This window comes from Pseudohongiella sp. (genome assembly GCF_011050365.1).
GTDB lineage: Bacteria > Pseudomonadota > Gammaproteobacteria > Pseudomonadales > Pseudohongiellaceae > Pseudohongiella.
On the sequence record NZ_DRFV01000008.1, the window covers coordinates 54076 to 77783 of the forward strand.

A 23708-nucleotide genomic window follows, 5' to 3' on the forward strand; every position below is an offset into this window, starting at 1 on the left:
TCAGTTTACTAAAACGCTGCGTAAAAACAATATCGGGCACAGGCCACAGGCCGGGGAGATCACTGAAGTGGATTACTGCGTTACCTTTGCCGACAGCTGCTGCCGACAACCAGGGCAGGTGATTTTTGTCGTGATGTATTTATACCTTTACGAGGGGGACAGAGAATATTTATAAAGAATATTCTCTGTCCCCTTTCTTGCAGTCTCTTTACGGATCAGAAGAAGGCTTGAATACCGGTTTGCGAACGTCCCAGAATCAACGCATGGATATCCTGCGTACCTTCATAGGTGTTCACTACTTCCAGGTTTTGCATGTGGCGCATCACCGGGTATTCATCAGAAATACCATTGCCGCCCAGCATATCGCGTGCTTCACGTGCCACTTCTAATGCTTTCAGGCAGGAGTTACGCTTGAGCAGGGAGATCAGCGGAATGCCCAGCTTGCCATCGTCTTTCAGACGGGTGGCCTGCAGACAACCCAGCAGCGCAAGGCTGATGTCGGTCTGCATTACCGCCAGTTTTTTCTGAATCAGCTGGTTCGCCGCCAGCGGGCGCTTGAACTGCTTGCGATCCATGGTGTAGCTCAGTGCTGTGTGCCAGCAGGTTTCGGCGGCGCCCAGCGCGCCCCAGGCAATGCCCAGACGAGCGGAGTTCAGACAGCTGAACGGACCTTTCAGGCCTTCCACATGCGGCAGCATGTTTTCTTCCGGCACAAACACATCTTCCATCACGATTTCACCGGTGATGGAGGCACGCAGGCCCAGCTTGCCTTCAATCTTGGGCGCAGACAGGCCTTTCATGCCTTTGTCCAGAATAAAGCCCTTGATAATGCCGTCATCGTTTTTGGCCCAGACAATAAACACATCGGCGATCGGCGAGTTGGAGATCCAGTTCTTGGCGCCGTTCAGCGTGTAACCGCCATCAACGCTGCGGGCACGGGTGACCATGCCGCTGGGGTCAGAACCGTGGTCAGGCTCGGTCAGACCGAAGCAGCCGATGTACTCGCCGCTGGCCAGTTTGGGCAGATACTTCTGTTTCTGCTCTTCGCTACCGAAAGCGTGAATCGGATGCATGACCAGTGAGGACTGTACGCTGAACATGGAGCGGTAACCGGAGTCGACCGCTTCCACTTCCTTGGCGATCAGGCCGTAGCTGACATAGTTGGTGCCGGTGCAGCCGTAACCGTCCAGTGCCGGGCCCAGCAGACCCAGCTCACCCATTTCACGGAAGATGGCCGGATCGGTGTTTTCATTGCGGTAGGCGTCACGCACGCGCGGCAACAGTTTTTCCTGGGCGTATTGTCTCGCGGTATCCCGGATCATGCGCTCTTCTTCAGTGAGCATGCTTTCCATCAAAAAGGGATCTTTCCAGTCAAAACTCGCGTTGTCTGGTTTTGCAGACATAATCAACTCCTACCTAGAACTTCAAAGAATGTTTGTGAACGGCATTATATACGCTCGGCGCGGAAATTTGGGGCACTGTTTGGGACACTGTGTGTACAGCCGCCCCCGCTACCGAGCAAAGGTTCGATATTTTATCAGCAAGACCTTCCGGTAAAAAGCGCTAATTTGCCCGTGTGTACGCACCCGGTTCCAGCTAGAATACGAGGTTATGGACGTATCTTACATTCTTGACTCCCTGAACGACGAACAACGCCGCGCCGTGGCCGCGCCGCCCGCCAGCATGCTGGTGCTGGCCGGTGCCGGCAGTGGCAAAACCCGGGTGCTGGTGCACCGTATCGCCTGGCTGATGCAGACCGAGGGCGTATCGCCTCACAGCATCATGGCAGTGACGTTTACCAACAAGGCCGCGCGCGAGATGCGCAGCCGCATCGAAGAGCTGCTCACCCACCCGCCCGGTGGCATGTGGGTAGGCACCTTCCACGGCCTGGCACACCGGCTGCTGCGCATGCACTGGAAAGAAGCCAACTTGCCGGAAAACTTCAATATTCTGGACAGCGATGACCAGCTGCGGCTGATCAAGCGTCTGTGCAAGGCACTGGGCGTCAGCGATGACAAGTGGCCACCCAAACAGATCCAGTGGTACATCAACGGCCAGAAAGATGAAGGCCTGCGCGCCAAACACATCGAACACATGGGTGATGAATACACCCGCACCATGCTGACCGTGTATACCGCCTATGAAGAAGCCTGTCAGCGTGGCGGCATGGTGGATTTTGCCGAAATTCTGCTGCGCGCTCACGAATTGTGGCTTAACAACCCCGAATTACTGGCGCATTACCAGCACCGCTTCCGGCATATCCTGGTCGACGAGTTCCAGGACACCAATGCGGTACAGTATGCCTGGCTGCGGGTGCTGGCCGGCGCCAGTGGTCACCTGATGGTGGTCGGCGACGATGACCAGTCCATCTACGGCTGGCGTGGCGCGCGCATCGAAAACATCCAGCAGTTCAATACCGACTTTGCCGGAGCCGAGATCATCCGCCTGGAACAAAACTATCGCTCTACCTCCAACATCCTGAAGGCCGCCAATCACCTGATTGCCAACAATCAGGGCCGGCTGGGCAAGGAGCTGTGGACTGACGGTAACGAGGGAGAAACCATCTCCTTGTACGACGCGTTTAATGAGCAGGACGAAGCGCGCTTTATCGTCGATCGTCTCACAGACTGGATGAACACCGGCCATCGCCTGACTGAGGCTGCTATCCTGTATCGCTCCAATGCACAGTCGCGGGAACTGGAAGAAGCCCTGCTGCGCGTCGCCATGCCCTACCGCATCTATGGCGGTCAGCGCTTCTATGACCGCCTGGAGATTCGTAATGCCCTGGCCTACCTGCGTCTGGTGATCAACCGCCACGACGACACGGCCATGGAACGTGTCGTCAACGTGCCCACGCGGGGCATCGGCTCCAAAACCCTGGATGGTCTGCGCGACATGGCCCGCCGCGAAGGTTATTCACTGTGGGCGGCGTGTCAACAAAGCATCGACCACAAGCTGTTGCCGGCCCGGGCGGCGGCGGCGGTGCAGGCCTTCCTGCGACTGATTGACGACATGGACGCGCATTGCCAGACCCTGGAGCTGGGCGAAAAAGTCGCGCACGTCATCAAACAAAGTGGTCTGGTTGCCCATCATGAAAAAGAAGGTGGCGATAAAGCCCAGGCCCGACTCGAAAACCTGGACGAACTGATTACCGCCACCCGTAGCTTTGCCGAGGATGCCACTGACGACATGCTGGTGGATGAGGACAATCCGGTCAATGACCGTGACGTGCTGTCCGCGTTTCTCGATCAGGCAGCACTGGACGCCGGCGAAGCCCAGGCCTCGGAAAGCGATGACGCCGTGCAGTTGATGACGCTGCATAGCGCCAAGGGCCTGGAATTTCCGCTGGTGTTCATGTGCGGCATGGAGGAAGGCCTGTTTCCGCACAAGATGTCGATGGAAAATCTCAGCGGCATCGAGGAAGAGCGTCGCCTGTGTTACGTCGGCATTACCCGCGCGATGCAGAAGCTGTACCTGAGCAGCGCCGAGTCGCGCCGTCTGCACGGCGACGTTAATATCTGCCGGCCCTCACGCTTTATTCGCGAGCTGCCGCAAGAGCTGATCGAACCGATCCGCATGAAAACCACCATTCAGCGACCCGCACCAACCCCACCGGGCCGGCAACCACATTACCGCTCCGGCGCTGATGTACCGGACACCAACATCACGCTGGGTCAACGGGTGCGGCACGGCAAGTTTGGTGAAGGTGTGGTGCTCAATTATGAAGGCAGTGGCCCCAATGCCCGCGTCCAGGTGAACTTCACCGACGTCGGCAGTAAATGGCTGGTGTTATCGTATGCACGTCTGGAGCCGGTGGCCTGACCGGCTGCCTGGCGACTGTCCGCTGCCTGCGAAAGCCCATTGCTGCCTTTTATTTCATAAGCTTAGTCACAAAAACCGTTTGCTACTGACACTGTTTAAGGGCTATAACGGGCCAATAATAATCAAGGGAGCCCCTCCATGTCAGTTCTGACACTTCTCGGCATTGTCATTTTTATCGCACTGTTGTTTGGCCTGTACAAGCTCAGGAAGCCTGAGACCAGCCTCGCCAAACAGGTCTTTATCGCCTTGCTGCTGGGTGTTGCCTTCGGCTTCTTCCTGCAACTCATCCACGGCGGTGATATTGAGCAGATCCGCCCCACGTTGACATGGACCGATTTGCCGGGCGATATCTACGTGTCACTGCTGCGCATGATCATCATGCCGCTGGTGCTGGTGACCATGATTGCTGCGGTGGTAAAGCTGCATGAAGTGGCCGCCCTGGGCAAAATCGGCGGCTCGGTGATTGGCATACTGGTGCTCACCACCATGATTGCCGCACTGGTCGGCATTCTGGTAACTACCGTATTTGGCCTCAGCGCCGAAGGCATGGTGGGCGGCGAACGCGAAGTTGCCAGGGCAGCCGTGCTGGAAACCCGGGCGCCCGTGGTCGCAGATCTGACCATTGCCCAGACCATTGTTAACTTTATTCCCAGAAACATCTTTGCCGACCTGACTGATGCGCGCAGCACCTCCATTATTGCGGTGGTGATTTTTGGCATGCTGTTTGGTCTGGCGGGGCTGCTGCTGAGCCGTGAGAAGCCGGAGTACGCAGACCGCATCAAGGGTGGCACCGAAACTTTTCAGGCCATCATCATGCGTCTGGTCAAGATCATCATGAGCCTGACGCCGTATGGCATCCTGTCCCTGATGACCTATGTGGTGGCCAGCTCCAACGGCAGTGATATCCTCAACCTGATCGGCTTTGTGGTGGCCTCCTATCTGGCCATTGCCATCATGTTTGTGGTGCATGCCCTGCTGCTTAGTCTGTCCGGCAACAACCCGATGGATTTTTTCCGCAAGATCTGGCCGGTGCTGACCTTCGCCTTTGCCACCCGCAGCTCGGCTGCGACCATTCCGCTGAATATCCGCACCCAGATCGAGGAGCTGAAGGTACCGCCGTCGATTGCCAGTCTGTCAGCGTCCTTTGGCGCAACCATTGGGCAGAATGGCTGTGCCGGTATCTACCCGGCCATGCTGGCAGTGATGGCGGCGCCGACGGTGGGTATCGATCCACTGGCCCCCGGCTTCATCCTGACACTGGTCATCATCATTGCCATCAGCTCGTTCGGTGTTGCCGGTGTCGGCGGTGGCGCCACGTTTGCTGCACTGATTGTGCTGCCGGCCATGGGGCTACCGATTGAGCTGGTGGCGTTGCTGATTTCCATTGAGCCCTTGATCGATATGGGCCGCACCGCGCTTAACGTCAGCGGAGCGATGACCAGTGGCAAGATTACCAGCAGGATTGTGACTGAAGGGGTGTCCTGACAGGCTGCTGTGTGTTGGTCATTTTAACATTGCCGGATCACTTGATCCGGCGTGTGCGTCCATTGTCGTCAATGGCAACAAAGATAAACAGGCCTTCGGCCACCTTGCGCTGGGCTGCCTGAGTCAGTGAATTGGAGATCCATACCTCAATGTTGATGTGCATGGAACTTCGGCCTGTTTCCAGGATCTCCGCATAACAACTCACCACCGAACCAACGCTGACCGGCGCCAGGAACTCGACATTCTTGATGGCAACGGTGGCGGAGCGTCCGTGGGTGACCTGCTTGGTGGCGATACCTGCCGCCAGGTCCATCTGTGACACCAGCCAGCCGCCGAAAATATCACCATTGGCATTGGTATCGCGCGGCATCGCCAGCGTCTGCAGTGCCAACTCACCGGCGGGCGTGGGGTCCCTGTCCATATCGTCATCAATCAGGCCCATCGAAAAACTCCTTATTGTATTGTTATTGCGCAGTTTGCGTATGTTAGCAGCAATCTTTTACATCTGTGCCACGTAGACCAGTTAATTCATTCTTATCCATGCAGCGGCGAGCTGGAAAGTCACCACCACCAGGGCCAGGCTGACCAATAGCATGAACCATGCAAACAGATGATAGAGACCACGGTGCAGTCTGATTTTAACGCGCGCCCACCATGCCATCTCAGGCGTGGCCATGGCCGGTATCCGGGCAAACATATTGATGCCGGACAACAGCAGCAACAGCCAGACAGATATCAGCACAGCAGGTATCAGCCAGCGATCCTGCAACTCTGGCGAAGCCCCGGTAAACACCCAGGCGGTGATCAGCAACATGACCATGAGACCCAGCACAGTGGGCCATTTCAGACCCTGTAGACGGGTCGCAAAGCGTTCAAAGAGTACCAGCATAATGTTTCGCGGGTTACAATAAGCCCTGTTTGACAATGAATTGACACGATCCGGCCCATCTGGCCGGGCATCCGGGAAGCCAACCCCATGGACCAAGCGCAAGAACCCATTCAGATACCGCTGATTGCCGGCTACAATGACAACAACGAACCCGTTGTTGAGCAGGTCAGTGTTGTGCCCGTTGCCGATGCAGGCCGGAAGCAGGTCACTGATCCTGCGGCTTTATTGTCAAAAGCCGGGCTTGAGCAGCCCGTTGAGTTTCGCCTGACCAAATCCCCGGCGTTTATCCGCGGACTGGCCGCCGATGACAGGATTCGGTATCCGGTAGACAACCCTACTACCTATGAACTGCTGGAACACAGCGGTAACCTGAGTGTTCGTGTTTTCAGCAAGCTTAACACAGAGGAACTGGATCAGGCGCTGACGCCAGAAATCGAGCTCATTGACGGCCGCATCGATATCAGCAGCCCTGGACTGCTGGTCTACACCATCCATGTTTCCATTGGTTTTCAGCAGATCGAGGCGGTGCTCAACAAGGTGCTGGCCGGGTTTCCGGACACCATCTGGTTCTATGGCAATGTCTATGACCCCGAGGATGGCGTCACACCATTGAACTGGTGGCAGGACATTGCGCAATCCGTTTAGCCGCTTCTACGTATCAATCGTATCTCTATCAATATCCAAGCTCACGTTATCTGAGGCCCTTATGCTGTTGGTTCTATCGCCCGCCAAGTCCCTGGATTTTGACAAGCCTGTGCCCACCGGCAAGTTTACTCAGCCAGACTATCTGGATGACTCGGCACAATTGATCAAGACCCTGCGCCAGAAATCCCCGGAAGAGCTATCAGCGCTGATGCATATCAGCGCAAAGCTGGGTGAGCTCAATTTTGAGCGCAACCTGAACTGGCAAACACCGTTTGACACCAGCAACGCCCGGCAGGCAATTTATGCCTTCACCGGTGATGTTTACCTCGGCCTGGACGCCCATGCGCTGACCCAGAAAGACATGGCCTACGCGCAGAACCATGTGCGCATCCTGTCCGGTCTTTATGGCCTGCTCCGGCCACTTGATCTGATGCAACCCTATCGGCTGGAGATGGGCACCTCCCTGCAGCATGGCGACAACCGGAACCTCTACGAGTTCTGGGGAACTCGCCTGAGTGAGAGCCTGAATACGGCCATGAACGGACACAAGAACCGCGTTCTGCTGAACCTGGCATCTAATGAATATTTCCGTTCGGTCGATAAAAAGGTACTCAATGCTGACATCGTCAGTCCGGTTTTCAGGGACTACAAAAACGGCCAATACAAGATCATCAGTTTCTTCGCCAAAAAAGCGCGCGGCATGATGGCAGCGCATGTCATCAGAAATCGTATCGATTCGCTGGCAGGTATCCGTGAGTTCGACATGGCCGGTTACCGCTTCAGTGAGAAAGACTCCACCATTCAAGCGCCGGTATTTTTACGTAAACAGGCTGGGTAACCTTGATATGAAAATTCGAATCCTGCTGATTGATGATGCGAGCTTTATTCGCGACCTCATCAAACGTACCTTGCGCAAGTATCTGCCCCAGTGCGAAATCATTGAGGCGGCTGACGGGCGCAAAGCGCAGTCCATCCTGGGCCGGCAACCTATTGATCTTATTCTCAGTGACTGGGAAATGCCCGGGCTTAGCGGAGAAGAGCTGTTGCAATGGGTACGCGCCGATGAAAAGCTGGCAGTTATACCGTTTGTCATGATCAGCAGCCTGGGTGGCAAAGAACATATCATGCGCGCGGTGCAGGCCGGCGTCAGTGATTATCTGGGCAAGCCGTTTACCGGCGAAGAGCTGATGCAAAAAGTACAGAAGGCGCTGATCAAATCCGGTAAGCTCAACAAGGCGGCCTCCGGTTCGCCCAGCAAGGGCGGACCTTTCAGCTCGCTGGAAATTCTCAGTGGCAAGTCCGACGGCATGCCCGGCAGTTCCTCACTGGAAGCATTGACCGGCGCCGCCAAAACCAAAGAGGCACCCAAACTCAAAGGTACGGCACTGGTAGCATGGGGCAAAATTGAATTTCGCTGTATGATCAAGGCCATCAGTGTTGACGAGGTGCTGCTGGTTTGTAAGCGTGGCACTGAACACCCCAGTGTTTTTGCAGACACCACGGTGACGCTGTCGCCAGGCAATCAGGCAAGCAAGGCCATCAGTGACCTGCAGGCATATGTCCACAGCATCTCTGCTGTGGAGAAGCGCCCTGATGCCGAGTTTCTCAACCTGCTCATGCGCTTTGACAATCCCACTGAGGAACAGCGCGTATTGCTCAGCAGCTTTATTCTGGAGAATCCCTGACCGTATCGGTCTGACGGAACGGCAATTGTTCAATGGCCGCTGACTGATAGGCGGCCACATGTGCCATTTCCTGCTGACAAAAGTCGGCAATCGCGGCCCGAAACGCGGGGTCTTTTATCCAGTGAAACGATTGCGTGGTGACCGGTTCAAAGCCTCGACGCAGTTTGTGTTCACCCTGCGCCCCAGCATCAAACAGGCTGATATTGTGCTCGATGCAGTATTCAATGCCCTGGTAGTAACAGGTTTCAAAATGCAGATTGTCGTAGTCCTGTTCGGCACCCCAGTATCGGCCGAACAATGTGTCCGCGCCTTTGAAAAATAGTGCACCAGCGACATAGTTACCGGCTTGCGACGCCATCACCAGAAACAGATTTTCTGGCATGCTCCGGTTGATCAAACGGAAGAAGTCCCGGGTCAGGTAACCCTGCTGCCCGCGAATCTGATAGGTATTCTGATAGTAGCGGTAAAATACATCCCAGATATCTTCGGTAATATCCTCTCCTTCCAGGCACTGAAACTGAATACCCTGAGCAACGACATCAGCACGTTCCTTGCGCAGATTTTTGCGTTTGCGCGAACTGAAGCTTGCCAGGAAATCGTCGAATGTTTTATAGCCTTTATTTTGCCAATGAAACTGGCTGGCTTCGCGTCTGATCAGGTCTGCTTGCCGGAGCACGGAAGCGTTGGCGCGGTCGGGAAACAGAATATGCCAGGAACTGGCGCCGATCTTGTCGGCATACGTCAGCACCGCCTGTTCGATATGCGGCAGCCATTGCTGCAGAGTTTCGCCGTCAGCGACCAGGACCCGGGGCGACTGACTGGGTGTGAACGGTATTGCGGTCAGCAGTTTGGGATAATACTGCTGGCCATAGCGCTGATAGGCGTCAGCCCAGCCCCAGTCGAACACATATTCTCCGTAAGAGTGATTCTTGATATACAGGGGCATGGCTGCCAGCATTTTCTCCCCGTCACCGGCATTGACCATGACGGTCAGGTGACAGGGTTGCCACCCCGATTCTGCCTGCACGGAACCGCTTTGCTCCAGCGCGCGCAGAAATGCATGTTGCAGGAACGGACTCTGATCTCTGACCAGGTTGTCCCACTGCTCAACATCAATGTCCTGCATGGACAGGCCGATGCGTATTTCCGGTGAGTCGTCTGTCATGCGTTTAAGATAACCCTAAGGATGGTACTGAAACCGTGCTTCCTGTTATATTCACTGCCAGCAGTGTAACAGGAAGACAGCGGTGGATGCCCACAATCTGATCAGCAAAATCAAGGAGCGACGCGAGTTGCTGCGCAAGTCGGAACGTAAAGTGGCCGACTTTGTTATCGACAACGCCACCGCAGTGCTGGGCATGCGTATTGTCGATGTCGCCGCACGTGCCGATGTCAGTGAACCGACCGTGGTGCGTTTTTGCCGGGCGCTGGATTTTGATGGGTTTCAGTCGTTCAAGTTGCAACTGGCGCAGCATTTGGGCGCCAACAGCAGCTATTCCCAGTTCTCGGTGGACGATCGCGACACTATCGCCGATCTTAATCACAAAGTATTCGACTCAACCATTGGCTCTCTGCTTACCGTGCGCGATGAGCTTGATCCGGCGGCACTGGAGCAGGCCATTGCCGCGATCAATGAGGCCAATCGGGTCGAGTTTTACGGATTCGGCGCATCCGGATCGGTGGCGTCTGATGCCCAGCACAAGTTCTTCCGCCTGCAGCTGTCCAGCACCGCCTACACTGATCCACACATACAGCATATGTCAGCGATCTCGCTCAGCCCCAAAGACGTGGTGGTGGCCATTTCGCAATCGGGTCGCACCAAGGCCCTGATTCAGAGTGTCGAGCTGGCGCTTGAGGCCGGCGCTACAGTCGTCGGTCTGGCTCCGCAGGACACGCCCCTGAGCAAGCTCAGTACTATCCCCATTTACGTCAACATGGAGGAGGACCTGCAGGTGTTCACGCCAGTCTCATCGCGCATTGCGCACCTGCTGGTGATTGACGTGCTGGCGATGGGCGTGGCGCGGCTGCGCAAGGATTTACTGAAAGACTATCTTAAACGCATTAACAAGAGCTTGCGTGCTCTGCGGACACAGAAACCCAGCGAGTGAATGCAACCTTCAGGTTACGGGTCGCCGATCACAGTCGTTGTTTTCAGAGCCAAGTGCGCAGTCACTCCACCGTAACCGACTTGGCCAGGTTTCTCGGGTGATCGACGTCTGTCCCCTTCAGAATGGCAACATGGTATGACAGTAATTGCAGCGGGATGGTGTAGAGGATAGGCGCCAGCACATCGGGTACCGGTGGCATGCGAATCAGTTTGTAATCGCCATCATCATCAAAGCCTCCGGTTTCATCGGCAAACACAAACAGCTTTCCACCCCGGGCGCTGACTTCGGCCAGATTGCCTTTCAGTTTTCCCAACAGTTCGTCGTTGGGAGCCACTGCGATTACCGGCATCTTGTCATCCACAAGCGCCAGCGGGCCATGCTTCAATTCACCGGCCGGATACGCTTCGGCGTGGATGTAGGATATCTCCTTGAGTTTGAGCGCGCCTTCTTTGGCAACCGGATACTGATTGCCCCGGCCCAGGAAAAGCGCGTGATGCTTGTCAGCAAAGCTGATAGACAGCTCCTGTATGGCTTTGTCCAGCGTCAGTACCTGATTGACGAGGTCCGGCAACTTGTGCAGATCCTTGATGTACTTCGCCTCAGTCTCCTCGCTCATGCCATTGCGGCGACCCAGTACCAGCGATAGCAGCAATAAGGCACACAACTGCGTAGTGAACGCCTTCGTCGACGCCACCCCTATCTCGCGACCAGCCATGGTCAACAGGGAGAAATCCGATTCCCGGACCAGAGAGCTGGTCGCAACATTACAAATTGCCAGACTGCCGACATAGTCCAGCTCGCCGGCATAACGCAGCGCTGCCAGGGTATCGGCGGTTTCACCCGACTGGGAGATGGTAACGAATAATGTACCCGGCTGAACAATTATGTTCCGGTACCGATAGTCGCTGGCAATATCGACCTGACATGGCATTTTTGCAATGTTTTCCAGCCAGTACTTGGTTATAAGGCCTGCATGAAAACTGGTACCGCATGCAACGATCTGAACGTTATTTACCTGGTCAAATATTGCTTTGGCTTTTATGCCAAACGACTCTTCCAGAACATGTGCATCGCTGATGCGACCACTGAGTGTGTTCTTGATAACGGCAGCCTGTTCGTAAATTTCCTTGAGCATGAAGTGGCCGTATTCACCTTTCTCGATCTCGGAAATATCACTGCGAATTCGGGTGCGTTTTCGCTCTACCGCCTTCCCGTCGGAGAAAATACGAATTGATTTACGTTTAACTTCGGCAACATCGCCCTCTTCCAGGTAAATGAACCGGTCAGTGACCTGACCCAATGCCAGCGGATCGGAAGCAACAAAGTTTTCCCCTATTCCCACACCAATGACCAGTGGGCTGCCGCTACGCGCAACCACCAGAGTCTCGGGCTCGTGGGTGCTGACCACACAAAGGCCGTAGGCACCGTGCAGCATGGGCACGATCTGCTGGACTGCCGACAACAGGTTGGCGCTCCCTTGTGTCATGGCCTGATGTATCAGGTGCACGACGACTTCAGTATCGGTATCAGAGGAAAATTTATAACCGTCGTTGATAAGTTGTTTACGCAAGGCATCATGATTCTCGATAATGCCGTTGTGAACCAGGGCGAATTCATCATTCGACATATGCGGATGAGCATTGTGCTCACTGGGCACACCGTGTGTTGCCCAACGTGTGTGCGCAATTCCGGTCTTACCGCGTGTCGGGGTGTCCTCGATTTTGCTAACCAGTTTTTTAACTTTACCGACAGCTCGCACTGAATGAAGCGATTTCCCCGTATCATCCAGTACGGCAAGGCCGGCAGAATCATAGCCACGGTATTCCAGTCGCTTCAGTCCTTCGAGCAATATTTCTACCACGTCCCGCTGTGCCACTGCGCCTACGATTCCGCACATAAACAACCCCTGCTTTCTGCTGATTCTACCGTTATTTTTTAACTGGTCGTTTCCAACCGCTTATGTTTTTCTGCCTGCCTCGTGCGACTGCCAGTGTGTTGTCCGGCACATCTGCGGTTACCACTGAGCCGGCAGCTATTGTCGCTTCGCGTCCTACGGTAACCGGCGCTACCAATGCGGTGTTCGAACCAACGAATACACCGGCCCTGATTGTTGTCTTGTGTTTATTGACGCCGTCGTAGTTGCAGGTGATGGTGCCGGCCCCGATGTTTACATTTTCAGCGACACTGGCATCGCCTATATAACTCAGGTGATTCACCTTGCTACCGGCGCCGATAGTTGATTTTTTGGTTTCAACAAAGTTACCGATCTTGGCATTGTCACCAAGTTCAGTGCCCGGACGCAATCGGGCAAAGGGTCCAATTGTACAACCGGGTGACAGTTTTGCGCCTTCAATATGACTATTGGCCAGTATCACACAGTCATTGCCGATATCGCTGTTGATAAGCGTCACATTCGGCCCGATGCTGACGCGGTCGCCGATACGATTGCTGCCCGCCAGAATAATATTCACATCAAGGCATACGTCACGCCCGATCTGCAGCGGTCCGCGGATATCCAGGCGTGCCGGATCATGAACAGTCACCCCCTGCAATGCCAGTTCTCGTGCCCGTCGAATTTGGTAACTACGTTCAAGATCGGCAAGCTGCAGGCGATTATTGACACCCTGCACCTCGTTTTCGTCATGTGTTAGCAGGCTGCTTACCTTACATCCGTCGCCACAGGCAATAGCCACTGTATCGGTCAGGTAGTATTCGCCCTGGGCGTTGGCGGTGGTCAGGGACTGTAACCATTGTTTCAGTCGAGACGCGCTGAACGCCATAATGCCGGTATTTATTTCTGTTATCTTTTTTTGTTCATCCGAGGCGTCCTTTTCCTCGACAATAGCAGAAATCTGTCCAACCTCGTCACGAATGATACGCCCCAGTCCGGTCGGGTTATCCGTGATCAGGGTCAACACGGCAATGCCGGTTTCTTCCGCCTTCTGTCGCAGTTGTTGCAGGGTTGCGGGCGTGATCAACGGTACATCACCATACAGCACCAGTACTGTTTTATCGTCATCGACGGCCGGGATCGCCTGTAGTACGGCATGGCCCGTTCCCAGTTGCTCGGTCTGCTCAACCCATTTAAGTGGTGTTGCGACCGGGTGTTCAGCAAAATAGGCGCGCACCTGGGACGATTGATAACCGGTGACCACATGAATAGTGTCGGCGGTTATAGCCGTAGCAGCATCAAGTACATGGCTCAGCATGGGTTTGCCGGCCAGGGTGTGAAGGACCTTGGGTTGGTCAGAATACATCCGTGTACCTTTGCCCGCTGCCAACACGATGACGTCTATGCTCATGTTCCGTCCTGTTTTACGTCCATAAAAAAAGGGTAGCTGTTAGGCTACCCTTTTTTGCCGCGCTTTCAAAGCATTACGGACAAAGCTATGTGGGAATTACTTGCGCAATTGCTTGAGTGCGCGCAGCTGAGCAACCGCTTCTGCCAACTGCGTAGCGGCTCGCGAGTACTCGAACTCTGCATCCTTGTTTGCGATAGCAGATTGTACGTCTTCGATAGCCTTTTGCGCTGCAGCTTCGTCAACGTCGCCGGCACGAATCGCAGTATCAGCCAGCACCGTTACGGTGCCGCTTTGAACTTCCAGATAACCGCCGGAAACGTAGTAAATTTCTTCCGCACCATCACGCAGTACGCAACGCACGGGGCCGGGAATAAGTTCGGTCAGTAGCGGTGCGTGGCCTGGAGCCACACCCAGATCACCTAACGTTCCGGTTGCCACAACCATTTCAACCAGGCCGGAGAAGATCTGTTTTTCTGCACTTACGATGTCACAATGCATTGTCATCGCCATAAGGTTTTTCTCTTTGCAATTCTGTCAGACCATTGATGTCTTTGGCAGGCAGATTCAATCGAACCTGCCTGCAAGCAACACTATCAGCCTTTGAGTTTAGCCGCTTTTTCAACAGCTTCTTCAATGGTGCCTACCATGTTAAAGGCCTGCTCCGGAATATGGTCGTAATCACCTTCCAGGATGCCTTTAAAGCCAGCAATGGTGTCTTTCAGAGACACGTATTTGCCGGGAGTGTTGGTGAAGATTTCAGCCACAAAGAACGGCTGTGACAGGAAACGCTGGATCTTACGCGCACGTGCTACGGTCTGCTTGTCGTCTTCCGACAGCTCGTCCATACCCAGAATCGCGATGATGTCCTTCAGTTCCTTGTAACGCTGCAGTACAGTCTGCACGCCCCGTGCCACTTCGTAATGCTCCTGGCCTATAACCAGCGGATCCAGCTGACGTGAGGTGGAGTCCAGCGGATCGATCGCCGGGTAGATACCCAGCTCGGCGATGGAACGTGACAGTACAACTGTTGCGTCCAGGTGAGCAAAGGTGGTGGCCGGTGACGGGTCAGTCAAGTCATCCGCCGGTACGTATACCGCCTGAATTGACGTGATGGAACCGGTCTTGGTAGAGGTAATACGTTCCTGCAGAACGCCCATCTCTTCCGCCAGTGTCGGCTGGTAACCTACCGCTGAAGGCATACGGCCCAGCAGTGCTGATACCTCGGTGCCCGCGAGTGTGTAACGGTAGATGTTGTCGACGAAGAACAGAACGTCACGCCCTTCATCACGGAATTTTTCAGCCATGGTCAGACCAGTCAGCGCCACACGCAGACGGTTACCGGGCGGCTCGTTCATCTGGCCGTACACCATCGCTACTTTTGAGTTGGTCAGGTCATCCATGTCGATAACCTTGGATTCCTGCATCTCGTGGTAGAAGTCGTTACCTTCACGAGTACGCTCACCAACACCAGCAAATACTGACAGACCGCTGTGTGCTTTTGCGATATTGTTGATCAGCTCCATCATGTTGACAGTTTTACCAACACCGGCACCACCGAACAGACCAACTTTACCACCCTTGGCGAACGGACAGATCAGGTCGATAACCTTGATGCCGGTTTCCAGCAGTTCATTGGAAGCTGACAGCTCGTCATAGGCAGGCGCCTTCCGGTGAATAGGCATGCGCTCCTGTTCACCGATGTCGCCGCGCTCATCAATTGGTCGGCCCAACACGTCCATGATTCGGCCCAGGGTTTCTTTACCAACCGGGACAGATACTGGGGCTTTAGTGTTGGACACTTCCAGACCACGGCGCAGACCTTCGGTACTGCCCATCGCGATGGTACGCACGATGCCGTCGCCCAACTGCTGCTGCACCTCGAGTGTGATTTCGCCGCCTTCGACGGACAGTGCATCATAGATACGAGGTACTTCTTCCCGCGGGAATTGTACGTCGATAACTGCACCGATAATTTGTACGATACGACCGCTACTCATGTCCGGTTCCTCTTAAGTATTCCTGATCTTCTAAACTGGTTAAATAACTGTTTGTCGCTGGCGATCAGACTGCGGCCGCGCCGCTGACGATCTCTGACAATTCCTGTGTAATGGAAGCCTGACGCGCCTTGTTGTAAACAAGGCCAAGCTCTTCAATCAAATCGCCTGCGTTTTCAGTTGCGTTCTTCATTGCAATCATTCGGGCCGCTTGTTCACAGGCGAGGTTTTCAACCACTGCCTGATAGACCTGAGTTTCAATGTATCGGGCCAGCAAACCATCGAGCAGTGCTTCGGCCTGGGGCTCATAAATATAGTCCCAGTGATGCTTCAGCTCTTTATCGTCTGACGGCTCCAGCGGCAGCAACTGCGCAACCACCGGGGTCTGGGTCATGGTGTTGACAAAGCTGTTGCTGACCAGGAAAAGCTGGTCGATTTCACCGTTGTCAAACTTGTCCAGCATGACCTTGACGGCGCCGATTACATCCGCCAGCTCGGGTTTGTCACCCAGGCCACGAACCGATGCCACCACTTTCCCGCCATAATTATTGAAGAACGATGTCGCTTTGGCGCCCACTGCAGCGAACTCAACGTCAACATTCTGTTTACGCAAACCGGAGATCGCCTTGACGGCCGCCTTGAACGCGTTGATATTCAGACCGCCACAAAGGCCGCGGTCTGACGATATAACAATAAACGCAGCACGTTTAACTTCACGAGTGGTGAAATAGACGTGACGATACTCCGGGTTCGCGTTGGCGACATGACCAATTACCTTGCGCATGTGTGTTGCGTAAGGTTTGCCAATCGCCATGCGATCCTGCGCTTTCCGCATCTTGGACGCAGCAACCATTTCCATGGCGCTGGTTATCTTCCGCGTATTATTGATGCTGGAGATCTTGCCTCGAATCTCTTTTCCACCAGCCATAATTCACCGCCTACCGAATATTGCCCGGCCTGTAGTTAAAAACCACAGTTACCAGGTTTGAGTTGCTTTGAACTGCTCGATCAACGACTTGAGTTGCGCCGCAATTTCGTCGTTGAAGTCAGGCTTGCTGTTCACGCTGTTCAACAGCTCGCTGTGCTGACTGTTGGCATAAGACACCAGCGCTTTTTCAAACGCCACGATCTTGTTCAGGTCAACATCCTTCAGGAAGCCTTCGTTGGCAGCGAACAATACCAGGCCCATTTCGGCAACTGACATCGGTGAGTACTGACCCTGTTTCATCAACTCGGTAACACGCTGACCGTGTTCCAGCTGGGCACGGGTAGCATCGTCCAGATCTGATGCAAACTGGGCGAATGCCGCCAGTTCTCGATACTGGGCCAGAGCGATACGAATACCACCGCCGAGCTTCTTGATGATCTTTGTTTGTGCTGCACCACCTACACGCGATACTGACAGACCGGCGTTAATCGCCGGACGGATGCCCGCGTTGAACAGGTCGGTTTCCAGGAAGATCTGACCGTCGGTGATTGAGATCACGTTGGTTGGTACGAATGCAGATACGTCACCGGCCTGGGTTTCAATGATAGGCAGTGCGGTCAATGAACCGGTCTTGCCTTTCACTTCGCCGTTGGTCATCTGCTCAACATAATCTGCGTTTACGCGTGAAGCGCGCTCAAGCAGACGTGAGTGCAAATAGAATACATCACCAGGATAAGCTTCACGGCCCGGCGGACGACGCAGCAGCAGGGAGATCTGACGATAGGCCCATGCCTGTTTGGTCAGGTCATCATAAATAATCAGGGCATCTTCACCGCGGTCGCGGTAGTACTCACCCATGGAGCAGCCCGAGTAAGGTGCCAGGTATTGCATGGAGGCGGGGTCGGAGGCACTGGCGGCGACAACAATGGTGTATTCCATGGCGCCGTGCTCTTCCAGCTTGCTGACCACCTGTGCGATGGACGACTGCTTCTGGCCGATAGCGACATAAACACACTTAACGCCTTTTCCTTTCTGGTTGATGATGGCATCAACGGCGACAGCTGTTTTACCCACCTGACGGTCACCAATGATCAGCTCACGCTGACCACGACCAATAGGCACCATGGCGTCGATTGCTTTCAGACCGGTCTGTACCGGCTGGTCTACCGACTTACGCGCGATTACACCGGGAGCCACTTTCTCAACCGGAGCGGTCAGTTTGGCATTGATTGCGCCTTTGCCGTCAATGGGGTTACCCAATGCATCAACAACCCGACCTTCCATTTCCGGACCAACTGGTACTTCCAGAATGCGGCCGGTACAACGACAGGACTGACCTTCTGCCAATACCTGATAGTCGCCCAGTACTACGGCACCTACGGAGTCACGCTCCAGGTTGAGGGCCATACCAAAAAGGCCACCATCGAATTCGATCATCTCACCGTACATGACATCTGCCAGACCATGAATACGAACGATACCGTCAGAAACGCTGACGATGGTACCTTCATTCTTGGCCTGCACAGAAACGTCGAGATTATCGATTCTCTGTTTGATAATTTCACTGATTTCTGACGGGTTCAGTTGTTGCATGCTTATTCCCTCATTCCCAGTTGTTCTAGGAACTCAATGATTCGGCTAATTTGTTCAGTTTTCCGCGAACAGAACTGTCGATGACGGTATCACCTGCCCGAATGACAGCACCGCCGATAAGGCCCTGATCAACGCTGGTGTGCAGTTTAACCTGACGGTCCAGTCGCTTCTGGAGTGCCTGGGTCAGTTGCTCAACAACGGCATCGCTCAAGGCGTACGCGGTAGCGAGCTCTACGTCGACGCTCTTTTCTTTCGCAGCCTTGAGCACATCAAAGATCTCTGCAATTTCGGGCAGCAGCGGCAGTCGGCGATTTTCCGCCAGCAGCCGGATCATGTTTTTGCCCTTGGCGGATACTTCATCGCCACAAATTGCCAGCAAGGCATCAGACTGTTTTTCAGCGGTCAGTGCCGGATTCTTCAGCAAGTTGCTGACTTTATCGTCCGCTGCCACCGCTGCCAGTGTCTTCAGCATTTCTGACCATTCAGCCAGCGCTTTGTCAGCAACCGCTACTTCAAAAGCAGCGTTGGCGTAAGGACGGGCTAATGTAATTGACTCTGCCATCGTATGTTCGCCTATAACTCAGAAGCGAGTTTTTTAACCAGCTCTTCGTTAGCGGCCTGATCCACGGAGGATTCGAGAATTTTCTCGGCTCCGGAGATCGCGATGGCCGCGACCTGCGCTCGCAGTACTTCACGCGCGCGCTGAACTTCCATTTCAATTTCGGCTTTAGCGCCGGCAATCAAACGCTGACCTTCATCACGAGCCTTGTCTTTGGCTTCATCAACGATCTGGTTGGAACGCTTGTTTGCCATATCGATAATTTCAGCGCTCTTGACCTTCGCTTCGCGAAGTTCATCTGCCGCTTTGTTCTGCGCCAGGTTCAGGTCACGCTGAGCACGGTCAGCCGCTTCCAGACCATCAGCAATCTTTTTCTGTCGTTCTGCCATGGCAGCCGTAATCGGCGGCCAGACATACTTGAGACAGAACCAGACAAAGACAGCAAAGGCTATCGATTGGCCGAGTATGGTTGCATTAAGATTCATGGTGTCACCTCTGCGTTAGTAATCCGCTTGGCTTGAAAATAGACTCAAGCGTTCGGTTAACCGAGGAAAGGGTTTGCGAAGATCACCAGGAAAGACACACCCACACCGATGATTGAGATTACGTCAACGAAACCAGCAACCAGGAAGAACTGAACCTGCAGTTTAGGGGCCAGTTCCGGCTGACGTGCAGAGCTTTCGATCAGCTTGCCACCCAGATTACCGAATGCAACCGCTGTACCAGCGCCACAAAGACCAAAGATGAGGGCGATAGCGATTACAGAAAATGCCTGAATAGTTTCCATTTTTTTCTCCAAGATTTAACAAAAGGTCTAACAGTAAAAGATTAAGGGTTTAGTGAGCCTCGGACTTCGTGTGTGCCTGGTTCAGATAGACAATTGTCAGCATCATGAACAGATACGCTTGCAAGGTGATAATGAGGATGTGGAACACCGCCCATGCAAAATGCAGTGGCAGCTGGTACAAGCCAACCATCGCAATCACCATGAAGATCATTTCGCCAGCGAACATGTTGCCGTACAGTCGCAGCGCCAGGGATACCGGCTTGGCAAGAAAGCTGGGGATTTCCATTATGAGGTTGAGCGGCAGTGCCCATTTGCCAAACGGATGGAAAGCAAACTCACCGAGGAACCCACCCATACCTTTGACTTTGATACTGTAATAAATAACCAGTACGAAGACGCTGATAGCGAACCCGGCAGTAATATTCAGGTCTGTTGTCGGAACAGCTTTGAAATAAAGATGGCTATCCTGCGCGACTACCTGTGCCAACAAGGGAATCCAGTCAACCGGCACCAGATCCATCAGGTTCATCATGAAGATCCAGCAGAAAATGGTCAGCGCAAGCGGGCCAATAAGTTCATTGCGGGCAAAAAATGTACTTTTTACCGTGGTTTGAACCATCTCGACAATGAATTCCACGGCGTTTTGCAACGGGCCGGGGATGCCTGATGTAGCACGGCGGCTTACGAAGTAGAACAGGCCCATAAAGATCACGCCCAGTAACAGAGACATGAGCATGGAGTCGACGTTGATCGCCCAGAAGCCCATAGCGTCCGCTTCTTCCACGGAGTGAGCGATGCCCCAGCTGCCATCGGCTTTTTGGCCGAATCTCAGGAAACCAAGGTGGTGGGCAATGTATTCAGTGCCGCTTTCGTATTCAGGCATGGTAAAGCCTGTTGAATTTGCATCTGCCATGGTTTGATTTATTTCTTGTCAGTTTGCCGATTTTACGGGTTGTTCCGGACAGGTCTGCTTACGCGGACAAACATAAGCACGCCTGTTATGTGCACCAGAACAAATCCTGAAAACAAAACCACCACGTTCAGTGGATCTATATAAATAAAACTCAGTGCGAACCCTGCACCCATCAATACCAGTTTTATCGCTTCACCCTGATAAAGCTCTTTGACAATCAGCCCGGCCGATCTTGCTCCCCGGTACTTAAACGCTTTTCTCGCGAAAAGTGTGCCCGGTATTAAACAAATCAAACCACCGATCAGTAAAGAATATGCGTCTGTCCAATTGCTCAGTATCGCAACCGCCAGCACAAGCAAAAACAATGTAACTGCCTGTATTACCGCGACTTTATATATGGGAGGAGCTTTTATCGTTGACATGTGTGACGCTGGTAGTCAAAAGCTCTCTTGTTTTTGGCTTCCGTTCCTCTTTCAGAGGTGCGCATTATAGGGATTTTAGCCCGGCCAATCAACACGGTATTACACTCTCCTGCTTAATGCCTGTTTACTTGATATGCGCAAGAATGCCGTCAAGCTCATCCAGACTGTTATAGCGCAACGTCAGTTTACCGGAACCCTTGCTGCTGTGTTGTATCTGTACTTTGGCGCCGATGCGCTCGGACAGTTTGTCTTCCAGGCTGGCTATATCCGGATCCTGCCGTTCAACCTCGGCTTTTTTCGGCGACTCGTCGGCCAGTAACCGGCGCACCATGGACTCGGTCTGACGCACGGACAGGCCTTTGCCACTGACCGCCTTGGCGGCCTCCGACTGTTGCTCCGCTGGCAGGCCCAACAGGGCTCGCGCATGTCCCATTTCCAGATCGCCGCGCTCCAGCATCAGCCGCACGTCATGGCTCAGCGACATCAAGCGCAACAGATTGGTGACTGTGGTCCGCGATTTGCCGACCGCTTCTGCCACTTCCTGCTGCGTCAATTCAAACTCTTCCTGCAGACGTTTCAGCGCCATGGCTTCTTCGATCGGGTTAAGATTTTCGCGCTGAATGTTCTCGATCAGCGACATGGCAATGGCAGATTCGTCGCCCACCAGCCGGATAACAGCGGGAATGGTATCCAGACCGGCCAGTTGGGTGGCGCGCCATCGGCGTTCACCGGCAATGATTTCGTAACGGTCACCCGGTACCGGTCGCACCACTATCGGTTGCATGACGCCCTGAACCTTGATGGATTCGGCCAGCTCTTGCAGCGCCTCCTCATGCATGTCGGTTCGCGGCTGATACTTGCCGCGCTGGATCAGTTCAACCGGCAGATGCCGCAGTTCGCTGTCTTTGTCGACCCGCGGTTGCGGTTGTCCCGGGGTTGCGTCGGGCTGCACAGGCACCTGCTCACTGGCCTGCGCGGCACGATGCGACGCGGCGGCACTGCCCAGCAGCTTATCCAGTCCCCGACCCAGTTTTTTCTTTCCTGACATGCTCAAACCTTTGTGATCCTTGATGATTAACTCTGACGTCGTCCTGCTCAGGTGGCAGCCTGTTCCTGGCGGCGCAGCATTTCGCCGGCAAGCGCCAGATAGGCAATGGCGCCACGCGACTGACGATCGTATTGCAACACCGGCAAACCGTAACTGGGCGCCTCTGCCAACCTGACATTACGGGGCACAACCGTGCGATACACGCGGTCACCGAAATGGTGGTAAAGCTGTCCGGACACTTCCGTGGTCAGCTTGTTGCGCGGATCATACATGGTGCGCAGAATACCTTCGATCTTGAGTTCCGGGTTATGCCTTTCACTGACTGCGGAGATGGTATCAACCAGCGCAGACAGTCCTTCCAACGCATAATATTCACATTGCATGGGAATAATGACACCTTGTGCCGCCACCAGTGCGTTCAGTGTCAGCATGCCCAACGAGGGTGGGCAGTCGATAACTATGAAGTCGTAGCGCTCCGTTACTTTCGCCAGCACTTCTTTTAACCGGCTTTCGCGCCGTTCCAGCTCCAGCAACTCAATTTCTGCAGCGACCAGATCACCATTCGCCGGCAACATGTCAAAACCCGCTTCGGGCGCCTTGACACAGGCCTGATCAAAATCGGCTTCGCCAACCAACACATCGTAAACGGAGTATTCCAGGTCAGCCTTGTCGATGCCGCTGCCCATGGTGGCATTTCCTTGCGGATCCATGTCGACCAGCAATACACGACGCCTGGTCGCCTGTAATGAGGCGGCCAGGTTAACGGATGTGGTTGTTTTCCCTACACCGCCTTTCTGGTTGGCGATCGCGAGTATTTTTGTCACCGGCGGTTCCTGTCTGCTAAAGCTGGTTGCTGCTGTTGTTAGGGTCTTGTCAGTTGCAATTCGATAATATGGCGCTGTGCATCACAGTACGGTATGTCAATGGCCCGCGCATCCGCTTGCTGCCAGTGTGCAGGCAAATCACGGATTTCATCTGTCGGGTACTGGCCTTTCATCGCCAGCAATCGGGTATCCGGACCACACAGATGTTCGCAGCCCAGGGCAAAATCAGCCAGCGAGGAAAACGCCCGGCTCACGACAATATCAAGTTGGCCAGGACTTTGGTAGCTTTCGATGCGCGTGTTTTCAACTTTGACATTTTTCAACCCCAGCGCCATCAGGGCCTGAAACACAAAGCGGGTTTTTTTGCCGTTGCTGTCCAGCAGGGTAAAATTGACTCCGGGCAAACTCAGGGCCAGTGGAATGCCCGGCAAACCCGGACCGGTGCCCACATCCAGCACTGTCATGTTGGGTTTTTCTGCACACAACGCCTGAATGCGCGGCAACAGACTCAGACTGTCGAGCAGATGCCGCGACACCATGTCGTGTGGATCGCGCACGGCCGACAGGTTGAACGCCTGGTTCCATTTGTCGAGCAGATTGACGTACTCGATCATGGCAGCCTGCTGAGCCTCGCTCAGGTCAAGCGCCATCTCAACCAGTCCGTGTTGCAGTCGTTTTGCCAGGTCCATCTTTATCAAATCCAT

At 54.2% G+C, this 23708-nt stretch carries 24 protein-coding genes; 6 read left to right on the plus strand and 18 right to left on the minus strand.

All coding sequences use genetic code 11. The features are described from left to right. Positions 1 to 215: 215 nt before the first annotated feature. Positions 216 to 1403 carry an acyl-CoA dehydrogenase gene (locus tag ENH71_RS06115; protein WP_294131207.1) on the minus strand — a complete coding sequence of 396 codons (1188 nt, stop codon included), beginning with the start codon at positions 1401 to 1403 and terminating at the stop codon, positions 216 to 218. Positions 1404 to 1611: 208 nt separating this feature from the next. Between ENH71_RS06115 and uvrD the strand changes: the two genes are divergently transcribed. Then, positions 1612 to 3822: a DNA helicase II gene (gene uvrD, locus ENH71_RS06120; protein WP_294131210.1), complete on the plus strand. Its 2211-nt coding sequence runs from the start codon at positions 1612 to 1614 to the stop codon at positions 3820 to 3822. A gap of 138 nt (positions 3823 to 3960) precedes the next feature. Next, positions 3961 to 5307, plus strand: a complete 1347-nt coding sequence (locus ENH71_RS06125; protein WP_294131213.1) for an L-cystine transporter — start codon at positions 3961 to 3963, stop codon at positions 5305 to 5307. A 37-nt stretch (positions 5308 to 5344) separates the two neighbouring features. On the opposite strand, the gene ENH71_RS06130 is transcribed toward ENH71_RS06125, so the two are convergent. Together ENH71_RS06130 and ENH71_RS06135 are read right to left on the minus strand one after the other, a co-directional pair. Continuing rightward, positions 5345 to 5749 (minus strand): acyl-CoA thioesterase, encoded by a 405-nt coding sequence (locus ENH71_RS06130; protein ID WP_294131215.1) that lies wholly within the window; start codon positions 5747 to 5749, stop codon positions 5345 to 5347. Positions 5750 to 5830: 81 nt separating this feature from the next. Further along, positions 5831 to 6196 carry a hypothetical protein gene (locus ENH71_RS06135; protein WP_294131217.1) on the minus strand — a complete coding sequence of 122 codons (366 nt, stop codon included), beginning with the start codon at positions 6194 to 6196 and terminating at the stop codon, positions 5831 to 5833. 87 nt (positions 6197 to 6283) lie between these two features. On the opposite strand from ENH71_RS06135, the gene ENH71_RS06140 reads away from it, so the two are divergent. The 3 genes from ENH71_RS06140 (at position 6284) to ENH71_RS06150 (ending at position 8526) form a co-directional block, all read left to right on the plus strand. Further along, complete coding sequence (locus ENH71_RS06140; protein ID WP_294131218.1) at positions 6284 to 6841, plus strand: DUF4265 domain-containing protein; 558 nt, start codon at positions 6284 to 6286, stop codon at positions 6839 to 6841. A gap of 61 nt (positions 6842 to 6902) precedes the next feature. Further along, positions 6903 to 7679, plus strand: coding sequence for a peroxide stress protein YaaA (gene yaaA, locus ENH71_RS06145; RefSeq protein WP_294131220.1), 777 nt, complete (start codon positions 6903 to 6905; stop codon positions 7677 to 7679). Positions 7680 to 7686: 7 nt separating this feature from the next. Further along, entirely contained in the window at positions 7687 to 8526 is an 840-nt protein-coding gene (locus ENH71_RS06150; protein ID WP_294131222.1) for a response regulator, read from the plus strand. Here the strand turns inward: ENH71_RS06150 and ENH71_RS06155 are convergent. Further along, the gene (locus ENH71_RS06155; RefSeq protein WP_294131225.1) at positions 8507 to 9691 is read right to left on the minus strand and encodes a GNAT family N-acetyltransferase; all 1185 of its coding nucleotides are present in this window, start codon (positions 9689 to 9691) and stop codon (positions 8507 to 8509) included. The two genes, ENH71_RS06150 and ENH71_RS06155, sit on opposite strands and share 20 nt — an antisense overlap. Positions 9692 to 9773: 82 nt before the next feature. Here ENH71_RS06155 and ENH71_RS06160 point away from each other — a divergent pair, with 82 nt between their 5' ends. Then, the gene (locus tag ENH71_RS06160; RefSeq protein WP_294131228.1) at positions 9774 to 10634 is read left to right on the plus strand and encodes an SIS domain-containing protein; all 861 of its coding nucleotides are present in this window, start codon (positions 9774 to 9776) and stop codon (positions 10632 to 10634) included. Positions 10635 to 10695: 61 nt separating this feature from the next. On the opposite strand, the gene glmS is transcribed toward ENH71_RS06160, so the two are convergent. The 14 genes from glmS to rsmG all read right to left on the minus strand — a co-directional run bounded on the left by glmS (position 10696) and on the right by rsmG (position 23708). After that, on the minus strand, positions 10696 to 12531 hold the full coding sequence (glmS, locus tag ENH71_RS06165; RefSeq protein WP_294131230.1) for a glutamine--fructose-6-phosphate transaminase (isomerizing): 1836 nt from the start codon (positions 12529 to 12531) through the stop codon (positions 10696 to 10698). A 31-nt stretch (positions 12532 to 12562) separates the two neighbouring features. After that, positions 12563 to 13936: a bifunctional UDP-N-acetylglucosamine diphosphorylase/glucosamine-1-phosphate N-acetyltransferase GlmU gene (gene glmU, locus ENH71_RS06170; RefSeq protein ID WP_294131232.1), complete on the minus strand. Its 1374-nt coding sequence runs from the start codon at positions 13934 to 13936 to the stop codon at positions 12563 to 12565. Between the two features lie 96 nt (positions 13937 to 14032). Next, positions 14033 to 14446 (minus strand): F0F1 ATP synthase subunit epsilon, encoded by a 414-nt coding sequence (locus ENH71_RS06175; RefSeq protein ID WP_294131235.1) that lies wholly within the window; start codon positions 14444 to 14446, stop codon positions 14033 to 14035. 83 nt (positions 14447 to 14529) lie between these two features. Next, positions 14530 to 15933, minus strand: a complete 1404-nt coding sequence (gene atpD, locus ENH71_RS06180) for a F0F1 ATP synthase subunit beta (protein WP_294131238.1) — start codon at positions 15931 to 15933, stop codon at positions 14530 to 14532. Between the two features lie 64 nt (positions 15934 to 15997). Then, positions 15998 to 16858, minus strand: a complete 861-nt coding sequence (gene atpG, locus ENH71_RS06185; protein ID WP_294131241.1) for a F0F1 ATP synthase subunit gamma — start codon at positions 16856 to 16858, stop codon at positions 15998 to 16000. A gap of 48 nt (positions 16859 to 16906) precedes the next feature. Further along, entirely contained in the window at positions 16907 to 18451 is a 1545-nt protein-coding gene (gene atpA, locus ENH71_RS06190; protein ID WP_294131243.1) for a F0F1 ATP synthase subunit alpha, read from the minus strand. A gap of 25 nt (positions 18452 to 18476) precedes the next feature. Next, positions 18477 to 19013, minus strand: coding sequence for a F0F1 ATP synthase subunit delta (locus tag ENH71_RS06195; protein WP_294131244.1), 537 nt, complete (start codon positions 19011 to 19013; stop codon positions 18477 to 18479). Positions 19014 to 19024: 11 nt separating this feature from the next. Then, on the minus strand, positions 19025 to 19495 hold the full coding sequence (atpF, locus tag ENH71_RS06200) for a F0F1 ATP synthase subunit B (RefSeq protein ID WP_294131245.1): 471 nt from the start codon (positions 19493 to 19495) through the stop codon (positions 19025 to 19027). Between the two features lie 56 nt (positions 19496 to 19551). Next, the gene (atpE, locus tag ENH71_RS06205; protein WP_070117135.1) at positions 19552 to 19797 is read right to left on the minus strand and encodes a F0F1 ATP synthase subunit C; all 246 of its coding nucleotides are present in this window, start codon (positions 19795 to 19797) and stop codon (positions 19552 to 19554) included. A gap of 49 nt (positions 19798 to 19846) precedes the next feature. Continuing rightward, positions 19847 to 20680, minus strand: a complete 834-nt coding sequence (gene atpB, locus ENH71_RS06210) for a F0F1 ATP synthase subunit A (RefSeq protein ID WP_294131670.1) — start codon at positions 20678 to 20680, stop codon at positions 19847 to 19849. 62 nt (positions 20681 to 20742) lie between these two features. Then, on the minus strand, positions 20743 to 21132 hold the full coding sequence (locus tag ENH71_RS06215; protein WP_294131258.1) for an ATP synthase subunit I: 390 nt from the start codon (positions 21130 to 21132) through the stop codon (positions 20743 to 20745). A 124-nt stretch (positions 21133 to 21256) separates the two neighbouring features. Continuing rightward, positions 21257 to 22180, minus strand: a complete 924-nt coding sequence (locus ENH71_RS06220; RefSeq protein WP_294131260.1) for a ParB/RepB/Spo0J family partition protein — start codon at positions 22178 to 22180, stop codon at positions 21257 to 21259. Between the two features lie 47 nt (positions 22181 to 22227). Then, complete coding sequence (locus ENH71_RS06225; RefSeq protein ID WP_294131263.1) at positions 22228 to 23004, minus strand: ParA family protein; 777 nt, start codon at positions 23002 to 23004, stop codon at positions 22228 to 22230. 38 nt (positions 23005 to 23042) lie between these two features. Next, a complete protein-coding gene (gene rsmG, locus ENH71_RS06230; protein WP_294131266.1) occupies positions 23043 to 23708 on the minus strand; it encodes a 16S rRNA (guanine(527)-N(7))-methyltransferase RsmG in 666 nt (221 codons plus the stop codon).

Bases quoted from the DNA above. Each gene is read 5' to 3' on its own strand.
- ENH71_RS06115 (WP_294131207.1), bottom strand. From the start codon at position 1,403: ATGTCTGCAAAACCAGACAACGCGAGTTTTGACTGGAAAGATCCCTTT.
- ENH71_RS06155 (WP_294131225.1), bottom strand. From the start codon at position 9,691: ATGACAGACGACTCACCGGAAATACGCATCGGCCTGTCCATGCAGGAC.
- ENH71_RS06130 (WP_294131215.1), bottom strand. From the start codon at position 5,749: ATGGGCCTGATTGATGACGATATGGACAGGGACCCCACGCCCGCCGGT.
- atpG (WP_294131241.1), bottom strand. From the start codon at position 16,858: ATGGCTGGTGGAAAAGAGATTCGAGGCAAGATCTCCAGCATCAATAAT.
- ENH71_RS06215 (WP_294131258.1), bottom strand. From the start codon at position 21,132: ATGTCAACGATAAAAGCTCCTCCCATATATAAAGTCGCGGTAATACAG.
- atpA (WP_294131243.1), bottom strand. From the start codon at position 18,451: ATGCAACAACTGAACCCGTCAGAAATCAGTGAAATTATCAAACAGAGA.
- ENH71_RS06195 (WP_294131244.1), bottom strand. From the start codon at position 19,013: ATGGCAGAGTCAATTACATTAGCCCGTCCTTACGCCAACGCTGCTTTT.
- atpB (WP_294131670.1), bottom strand. From the start codon at position 20,680: ATGCCTGAATACGAAAGCGGCACTGAATACATTGCCCACCACCTTGGT.
- ENH71_RS06135 (WP_294131217.1), bottom strand. From the start codon at position 6,196: ATGCTGGTACTCTTTGAACGCTTTGCGACCCGTCTACAGGGTCTGAAA.
- atpD (WP_294131238.1), bottom strand. From the start codon at position 15,933: ATGAGTAGCGGTCGTATCGTACAAATTATCGGTGCAGTTATCGACGTA.
- ENH71_RS06175 (WP_294131235.1), bottom strand. From the start codon at position 14,446: ATGGCGATGACAATGCATTGTGACATCGTAAGTGCAGAAAAACAGATC.
- ENH71_RS06125 (WP_294131213.1), top strand. From the start codon at position 3,961: ATGTCAGTTCTGACACTTCTCGGCATTGTCATTTTTATCGCACTGTTG.
- atpE (WP_070117135.1), bottom strand. From the start codon at position 19,797: ATGGAAACTATTCAGGCATTTTCTGTAATCGCTATCGCCCTCATCTTT.
- ENH71_RS06150 (WP_294131222.1), top strand. From the start codon at position 7,687: ATGAAAATTCGAATCCTGCTGATTGATGATGCGAGCTTTATTCGCGAC.
- uvrD (WP_294131210.1), top strand. From the start codon at position 1,612: ATGGACGTATCTTACATTCTTGACTCCCTGAACGACGAACAACGCCGC.
- rsmG (WP_294131266.1), bottom strand. From the start codon at position 23,708: ATGGATTTGATAAAGATGGACCTGGCAAAACGACTGCAACACGGACTG.
- ENH71_RS06140 (WP_294131218.1), top strand. From the start codon at position 6,284: ATGGACCAAGCGCAAGAACCCATTCAGATACCGCTGATTGCCGGCTAC.
- atpF (WP_294131245.1), bottom strand. From the start codon at position 19,495: ATGAATCTTAATGCAACCATACTCGGCCAATCGATAGCCTTTGCTGTC.
- glmU (WP_294131232.1), bottom strand. From the start codon at position 13,936: ATGAGCATAGACGTCATCGTGTTGGCAGCGGGCAAAGGTACACGGATG.
- glmS (WP_294131230.1), bottom strand. From the start codon at position 12,531: ATGTGCGGAATCGTAGGCGCAGTGGCACAGCGGGACGTGGTAGAAATA.
- yaaA (WP_294131220.1), top strand. From the start codon at position 6,903: ATGCTGTTGGTTCTATCGCCCGCCAAGTCCCTGGATTTTGACAAGCCT.
- ENH71_RS06220 (WP_294131260.1), bottom strand. From the start codon at position 22,180: ATGTCAGGAAAGAAAAAACTGGGTCGGGGACTGGATAAGCTGCTGGGC.